This is a genomic window from Trichococcus sp., from assembly GCF_055118575.1.
In genome coordinates, this window is record NZ_JBSQPW010000053.1 from 1 (window position 1) to 6893 (window position 6893).

A 6893-nucleotide genomic window follows, 5' to 3' on the forward strand; every position below is an offset into this window, starting at 1 on the left:
TCAATGGCTTCAAAGCATTGGTAATACTGGATTATTGAGTAATTCGCTGTCTATAAAGGTTTTTAAAATTTTTTATGCATTTGATATTGCAATTAAGCCGTCGTTTTTTTTCACTGATTATCCCTTTATTTTGACTGACTTGTTTTTTTCCATGCTTGCCAGACATGATAGGCGTACTGAGAGAACGTGATGACAGCCAATCCCCCGACGAACAGCTGCAGATAGACCAATCCTTGCAGCCGGAACAAAGAAAGCAAGATTGTAGCAAAAACCAGGACAGTTGTGGCCTTTCCAAATATATTCGCCGGAACGATGATTTTAGGCTCGACATTCAGCAAAGCTATACCCAGCAATATCTGCAGCCCATCTTTGATCAATACGATCAAGAAAAACCAATTTTTGATGTAACCGATGTCCATCAAGGTGTACAGGACTGAAATCTGCATCACTTTATCAGCAAAAGGATCAGCCACCTGCCCGAATTTTGTGATGGCATCATATTTCCTGGCGATATAGCCATCGATGATGTCGGTAAGGCTGGCTACCAGAAAAATGATCATCGCCCAACGGACCGGATGCGCTGCATCGGAATAGAAGACCAGCAAATAAAAAGGGATCAAAAACAGACGTATCAGCGTCAGGATGTTCGGTACACGTTTCATAAATTTTGCCTCCCAGCTACCATTGGCGTTCCTCTTACCTATATTTTAATCCATAGTGCCTCCTTTAGCTATTTTTAGAAGAGTCGGACGCACAAAAAAAGTTCAGAAACCAAGCAACCGGATGGCAGCAGGTTTCTGAACGATTTTCAATAATGCATCACGTTGTCTTGATAATGGATGCCTGTCCCAGCCAGGAAAACGATCTCATCGAAGAAATATTGCATTTTCTGGGAAGATGCCAACATGAATTCCGGATGCCACTGCACCGCGAAGATATTTTGGCTTCTTTCTTTTGCTTGGAAAGCTTCGATCAACCCGTCGGAGCTCCAAGCGATGGCCTCAAAAGGTTCCGCCAATTCCTTTACGCCCTGGTGGTGGAAAGAGTTGACGAGATGCTTCTCCCCTAAAAAGGAACGCAAGAAATTATTCGGAGCAATCGAAATCGAATGGGAAGCATACTGGATGTTCGTTTTTTGGTCATGTTGGACATCATATTCTTCCAGTTGACTGATATCCTGATGCAGGCTGCCGCCAAAAGCGACATTGATCAGTTGCATCCCGCGGCATACCGCAAAAATCGGTTTGCATTGATTGTATGCCTCTCTGGCCAAAGCGATCTCAAAAGCATCCCGCGCCGGATGCGTGACACCCAACCGATGCGTCGGCTCCTCATCATATAAAATAGGGGATACGTCCTGTCCGCCCGCCAAAATCAAGCCGTCCACGGCGTTTATGTAGTGCTCTGCATCCATTGGATCGCTGATGGGAATCACGAGCGGAATCCCTCCAGCTACTTGTACACCATCGATAAATCCTTGCGGTGTGTATGTTTTTTCCATCTGGTTGCCGATTTCAGCAGTCAGATGGTTGCCTCCAATTCCAATAATCGGTTTCATCCAATATTCCTCCCATCCTATTTTTTTTAATGAAGTGCGGTCATGATCTGCGCACACTTCCCACAATTTTCGTTAGCGTACAAAAAAAGCACATATGTATAACGATACACCCATGCGCATTGTGACCCTCGCTTTTGTTTCGGAAGGCTGCATATCAGTCAATGATCGTCCCATTACACTTGATTGGAAGATCTTGCAGACACACTTTCCATAAAGGCTGTTCAAATGAGCGCACAATGTACAAGCTTATCTTTTCCGCAACACATATACATGTTCATATAGCCGTACATCATTCTCATCCCTCCGCACCTTTTATTGCTTTTAGATAAATTTTTTCACCAAATTCACATTTAAAAATAAATTAATGCTATTGTAACGTGCTGTTATCCCTCTGTCAATCACGATTTGTGGCGTTTTTCGATATATCGTCTCATTTTTATTCTCATTTCATTATGATTACCCTTGATTCCCCTTGCTTTTTGGACGTTTTTCCTCTAGGATTCAATATAGAAATTAAAATTAAAAAAAAATGAGAACACTTGCGGCTGGATACATTTTCAAGAATGAGTAGCAATAAGAAAGGACGTGTGCGAGCAAATATGATTAAGGCAAACAAGCACCGCATCCAAACATATATCGAATCACTGGCGCGCTTTACTGCAACTCCCGGTAATGGTACGACCAGACTTTCCTACAGCAAAGAGGATGCAGCAGCCCGGCGTTACATCAAACAGGAAATGGCTAACCTCGGCCTTTCAGTCCGGGAAGATGCGGTCGGGAATATTTATGGAAAATTGGAAGGTGCGTTGAAAAATGCGCCTGCGGTCATCATCGGTTCACATTTTGACAGTGTCCCGAATGGCGGCTCCTTCGATGGCCCAGCCGGGATCATCGCCGGACTTGAAGTCGCGGCTTTGTTTCAGGAATATGGCTTAGAGCCCCAGTACCCGCTTGAAGTCATTGCAATGATTGAAGAAGAAGGTTCCCGCTTCGGAGGCGGCGTGCTCGGTTCCCGTATGATAGCCGGGCAAATCACCCCTGCGGATTTGTATGAGATGAAAGACAGCATCGGCCTCTCAGCAGCTGCAGCGATGGAAAAACTGGGATTCAACGCGGCTGACATCTGTTCGGCTCGACGTACCGGTAATGATGTGAAAGCCTTTCTTGAATTGCATATCGAACAAGGACCTGTATTGGAAGAAGGCGCTCAAGATGTGGGCATAGTCCAAATGATCGTCGGCATGACTGAAATCCGCATAACAGTCAGAGGAAGATCCGGGCACGCCGGGACAACCCCTATGGAAGGTCGGGCTGACGCCCTTGCGGCAGCCGTATCGATTCTGAATGAACTACCAGGAATAGCCTCGGATGAATCCGACTTGCCAGTTTTGACTGTAGGAAAACTCGACGTCCTCCCGAACGGCGCCAACGTCATCCCGAACCAAGTTGTTTTCACAGTTGACATCCGTTCAGCCAATAGCGACACCATTAAGCGCATCCTTCGTAAAATCGACAAGCTTGTGGCTGATGCGGAAAGGCCAGGTATCTCTTTAAGTATCGATGAGTTGCTCTATGCGGAGCCAGTCGAAATGTCAGCGAATATCCAGTCGTTACTGATCGGAAATTGCGAAAAACTGGGACTGCGCTATCGGAAAATGGTCAGCGGTGCCGGTCATGACGCCATGATATTTGCGGGTTTCACTGACACGGGATTGATTTTCGTCCCCAGCAAAGACGGTATCAGCCATACACCGGAAGAATGGACAGATTATGCGCAATTGCAAAAAGGGATTGAAGTTGCCTTCGAAACAATTGTACAATTGACAGAAGCAAAAGAAAAAAGCAGCAATACTGAAATGTAATAAAATACTATCAAAAGAGTCAGGGTGTGCAATGTGGTGATCCACATCAAGAAAAACCCTGCCGAGGAGGAAATTATGGCAATTTGGTCAAATAATTATCACGGTTCCATGAATGAAAAAGCATTTGAATTCAATTCATCGATCGATGCGGATGCCCGTCTGGTCTATGCGGATATCGCCGGCAGTATCGCACATGCAAAAATGTTGGGCAAAACCGAAATCATCCCCCGCGAAGAAGCAGAGGCCCTCGTCAATGAACTGGGCAAAATGAATGATGAATTGCAGGACGGCGATCTTACCATCGATTTTTCGGAGGAAGATATCCACAGCTTCCTGGAAGCAGAATTGACGCGTCGCCTTGGCGCTATCGGCAAGAAAGTTCACACGGGAAGAAGCCGCAACGATCAAGTAGCGACTGCTTTGAAGTTATATTCTGTTTCCGCGTTGGAACACCTTTCCGACCTTGCTGCCAATGTTGCCCTTGCATTGAGCGAAAAAGCCGAACATCATCTGGAAACGATCATGCCTGGTTATACCCATCTGCAACGCGCACAACCGATCACGTTTGCCCATCACCTGATGGCTTACACGGAAATGTTTCTGCGTGACAAGTCCCGTTTGGATGATGCCAAAGAACGGGTTCTGCATTATTTGCCGCTGGGCAGCGCCGCCCTTGCGACGACAACCTTGCCGTTGGACCGCGCCTTCACAGCTGAAGCACTCGGATTCAAGGATTTTTCCCGGAATAGTCTGGATGGCGTATCCGATCGTGACCATTCCTTGGAAATGCTGGCCGATATGTCGATCATCATGGTCCACATTTCCCGTCTGGCTGAAGAAGTCATCCTCTGGTCATCACAAGAATTCGGATTTGTGAAAATCCGGGACACTTTCTCTTCCGGCTCAAGCATCATGCCGCAGAAAAAAAATCCGGACATTGCAGAATTGCTGCGCGGAAAATCCGGTCGTGTCTTCGGCGACTTGATGGGCGTCTTGACTTTGATGAAAGGTTTGCCGCTTGCCTACAACAAAGATATGCAGGAAGAAAAAGAATTGCTGTTCGAAGCGATCGACACGGTCACTTTCTGCTTGGAAATCCTGCCTGCCATGCTCAAAGATATGGACGTGATCGAAGCAGCCATGCTGACGGCTTCGCAGAAAGGCTATCTGAACGCGACCGACTGCGCCGACTTCCTTGTCGAAAAAGGCATCCCTTTCCGTGACGCTTACCAGATCACCGGAAACATCCTGAAGGAGTGCGAAGACCAGAATCTTACATTGGAAAACTTCCCATTGGAGATGTACAAAAAACACTCGGATGCTTTTGATGAAACCATCTACAAAAAGGTGGACCTAAAGGAATGCGTCATCCGCAGAAATGTAGCCGGCGGTCCGGCTCCGGAGCGCGTGAAAGAGCATATCGATGCAGTCAAAATGAAATTGGAAGACTACCAAATCATTTCCTAAGCACCGAAAATAATATAAAACGCGGGGTTGTCTCAAAAAAAATGAGACAGCCCCGCGTTTTTGCATTCCTCAAAAGAAATGTTCCGTTTAATTCCTTAGACTTAATCGGGTATCCGTTCGATCTTCATCAGATTGGTTGTGCCGCTTTCTTTTATCGGCGTCCCGGCAGTGATGACGATGGCTTCTCCAGGCTGCGCAAAGCCCTTTTCTTTCGCCAATGCAGTTACTTTGCTTAGCATATCATCAACATTGTCTGGCTCATCGATGACGAATGCCTGAACACCCCAGACAAGCGCCAACCCTCTTTGGACCCGTTCGCTGTAGGTTGCCGCCAAAATGTTCGCTTTCGGGCGGTATTTTGAGATCATCCGGGCCGTATGCCCGGAACTGGTTGCCGCTACGATGGTTTTGATTCCCAGATTCATGACCGTGCGCGCTGCAGCTTGGCTGATTGCTTCGGTAACGGATGCCTTATCGAACAATGACATGGTGGACAGGTTTCCGCCATTTGCCTCCAAGGCTTCTTCGGTCCGTTCCGCAATCCGTGCCATCATCGCGACGGTCTCGACTGGATATTGACCAACCGCCGACTCTCCGGAAAGCATAATCGCATCCGTCCCATCAAAAATAGCATTCGCGACATCGCTGGCCTCTGCACGTGTCGGGCGTGGGTTCCATTGCATCGAATCCAGCATCTGCGTGGCGGTGATGACTTGCTTCCCGAGCAGATTGCATTTGCGGATCAGATCTTTTTGGACAATCGGCACGTCCCCTCCGTTGATTTCCACTCCCAAATCGCCCCGCGCTACCATCAAGCCGCTGCACACCTTGAGTATTTCTTCAGCATTCTGTACGCCTTCCTGGTTTTCGATTTTGGCGATGATCTGCGTGTCCGTCGCATCCATTTCTTCAAGGATCTCGACAATTTCCAGGATATCACTGGCCCTGCGGACGAAACTGGCGGCGATAAAGTCTACCCCCTGCTGGACACCAAAGCGGATATCCGCAATATCTTTTTCCGTCAGGCCAGGCATACTGAATTTGGCTTCAGGAACATTGATGCCTTTTGAATTCTTTAGGATACCGTCCACCTGGACAAGGGCTGTGATTTCTTTGGCGGCATAATTGATGTCCGTGACCTCCAGAACCAACAGTCCGTCGTCGATCAGAATGTGCATGCCGATCGTCACATCATCAATCAACTTTGGATAAGTGACAGAGAATTTTTCTTTTGTTCCCAGTATAGGTTCCATACTTATGATTACCGACTCGCCGGAAACCAATGTAACGGCATCATCCGTCATTTTGTTTGTCCTGATTTTCTGTCCTTGGATATCCAGCATGATCCCTATATTTTTGTTCGCCAAGCGTGCGGCTTCCCTGACATTATTCAGACTGACCATGTGCGTTTCATGTGCGCCGTGCGAAAAATTCAGTCGAGCCACATTCATGCCGCTGTTCATCATCCTTACCAGCACATCGACTGAATCGCTGGCCGGTCCAATCGTGCAGACTATCTTCGTCTTTTTCACCATATTAGCCCCTCATTTCTGAATTGACCGTTCTCATAACCTGACATTTACCTGTCTTCATTATAGAACAAATTTGCCTGGTTTAGAAATGATGACCCTGCTGAAAGAACAAACATCGTTCTATTTCGTTCAATGCCATTAACTTAAGGGTATTGACAAACAAGGGACATGTGGAAATGGGAGGGGATTGGCGATCAGAATTCAGAAGAAACGCTCAGCGCGGTAGCCAAATCTGTCGAACAGATGAGGAGGATCCGACAATTTGATTCCCGGTTAATCCGAGATTATCGAATGTCGAGAAACATTCAACAATTTGACATCTTGTCGGACCGAAATGATCGAATAGCCGAGGAACATTCAACAATTTGGCCTCGTAATCGAGTAGGAGGAGCCTTTAGGCTCCGACCTCTCACACCACCGTGCGTACGGTTCCGTACACGGCGGTTCAGTATCTTGAGTAAGCAGACTCTGCCA

General features: G+C 47.1%; 4 protein-coding genes and 1 pseudogene. 2 read left to right on the forward strand and 3 right to left on the reverse strand.

Going from position 1 to position 6893, the window contains the following annotated elements:
• Positions 1-125: 125 nt before the first annotated feature.
• Together ACTCCX_RS11795 and ACTCCX_RS11800 are read right to left on the reverse strand one after the other, a co-directional pair.
• A complete protein-coding gene (locus ACTCCX_RS11795) occupies positions 126-662 on the reverse strand; it encodes a CDP-alcohol phosphatidyltransferase family protein (RefSeq protein WP_463276173.1) in 537 nt (178 codons plus the stop codon).
• Positions 663-808: 146 nt separating this feature from the next.
• Entirely contained in the window at positions 809-1558 is a 750-nt protein-coding gene (locus tag ACTCCX_RS11800) for a gamma-glutamyl-gamma-aminobutyrate hydrolase family protein (protein WP_319216597.1), read from the reverse strand.
• Positions 1559-2157: 599 nt separating this feature from the next.
• On the opposite strand from ACTCCX_RS11800, the gene ACTCCX_RS11805 reads away from it, so the two are divergent.
• Both ACTCCX_RS11805 and argH read left to right on the forward strand, forming a co-directional pair.
• Positions 2158-3420, forward strand: a complete 1263-nt coding sequence (locus tag ACTCCX_RS11805; RefSeq protein ID WP_463276174.1) for an allantoate amidohydrolase — start codon at positions 2158-2160, stop codon at positions 3418-3420.
• A gap of 75 nt (positions 3421-3495) precedes the next feature.
• Entirely contained in the window at positions 3496-4887 is a 1392-nt protein-coding gene (argH, locus tag ACTCCX_RS11810; RefSeq protein ID WP_463276175.1) for an argininosuccinate lyase, read from the forward strand.
• Positions 4888-4997: 110 nt separating this feature from the next.
• On the opposite strand, the pseudogene pyk reads toward argH, so the two are convergent.
• Positions 4998-6419 (reverse strand): annotated as a pseudogene (gene pyk / locus ACTCCX_RS11815) (pyruvate kinase); the annotation flags it as partial.
• Positions 6420-6893 lie beyond the last annotated feature (474 nt).

What these genes read in the sequence shown, in the direction of transcription:
- ACTCCX_RS11795 (WP_463276173.1), bottom strand. Translation starts at nt 662, where the DNA reads ATGAAACGTGTACCGAACATCCTGACGCTGATACGTCTGTTTTTGATC.
- ACTCCX_RS11800 (WP_319216597.1), bottom strand. Translation starts at nt 1,558, where the DNA reads ATGAAACCGATTATTGGAATTGGAGGCAACCATCTGACTGCTGAAATC.
- ACTCCX_RS11805 (WP_463276174.1), top strand. Translation starts at nt 2,158, where the DNA reads ATGATTAAGGCAAACAAGCACCGCATCCAAACATATATCGAATCACTG.
- argH (WP_463276175.1), top strand. Translation starts at nt 3,496, where the DNA reads ATGGCAATTTGGTCAAATAATTATCACGGTTCCATGAATGAAAAAGCA.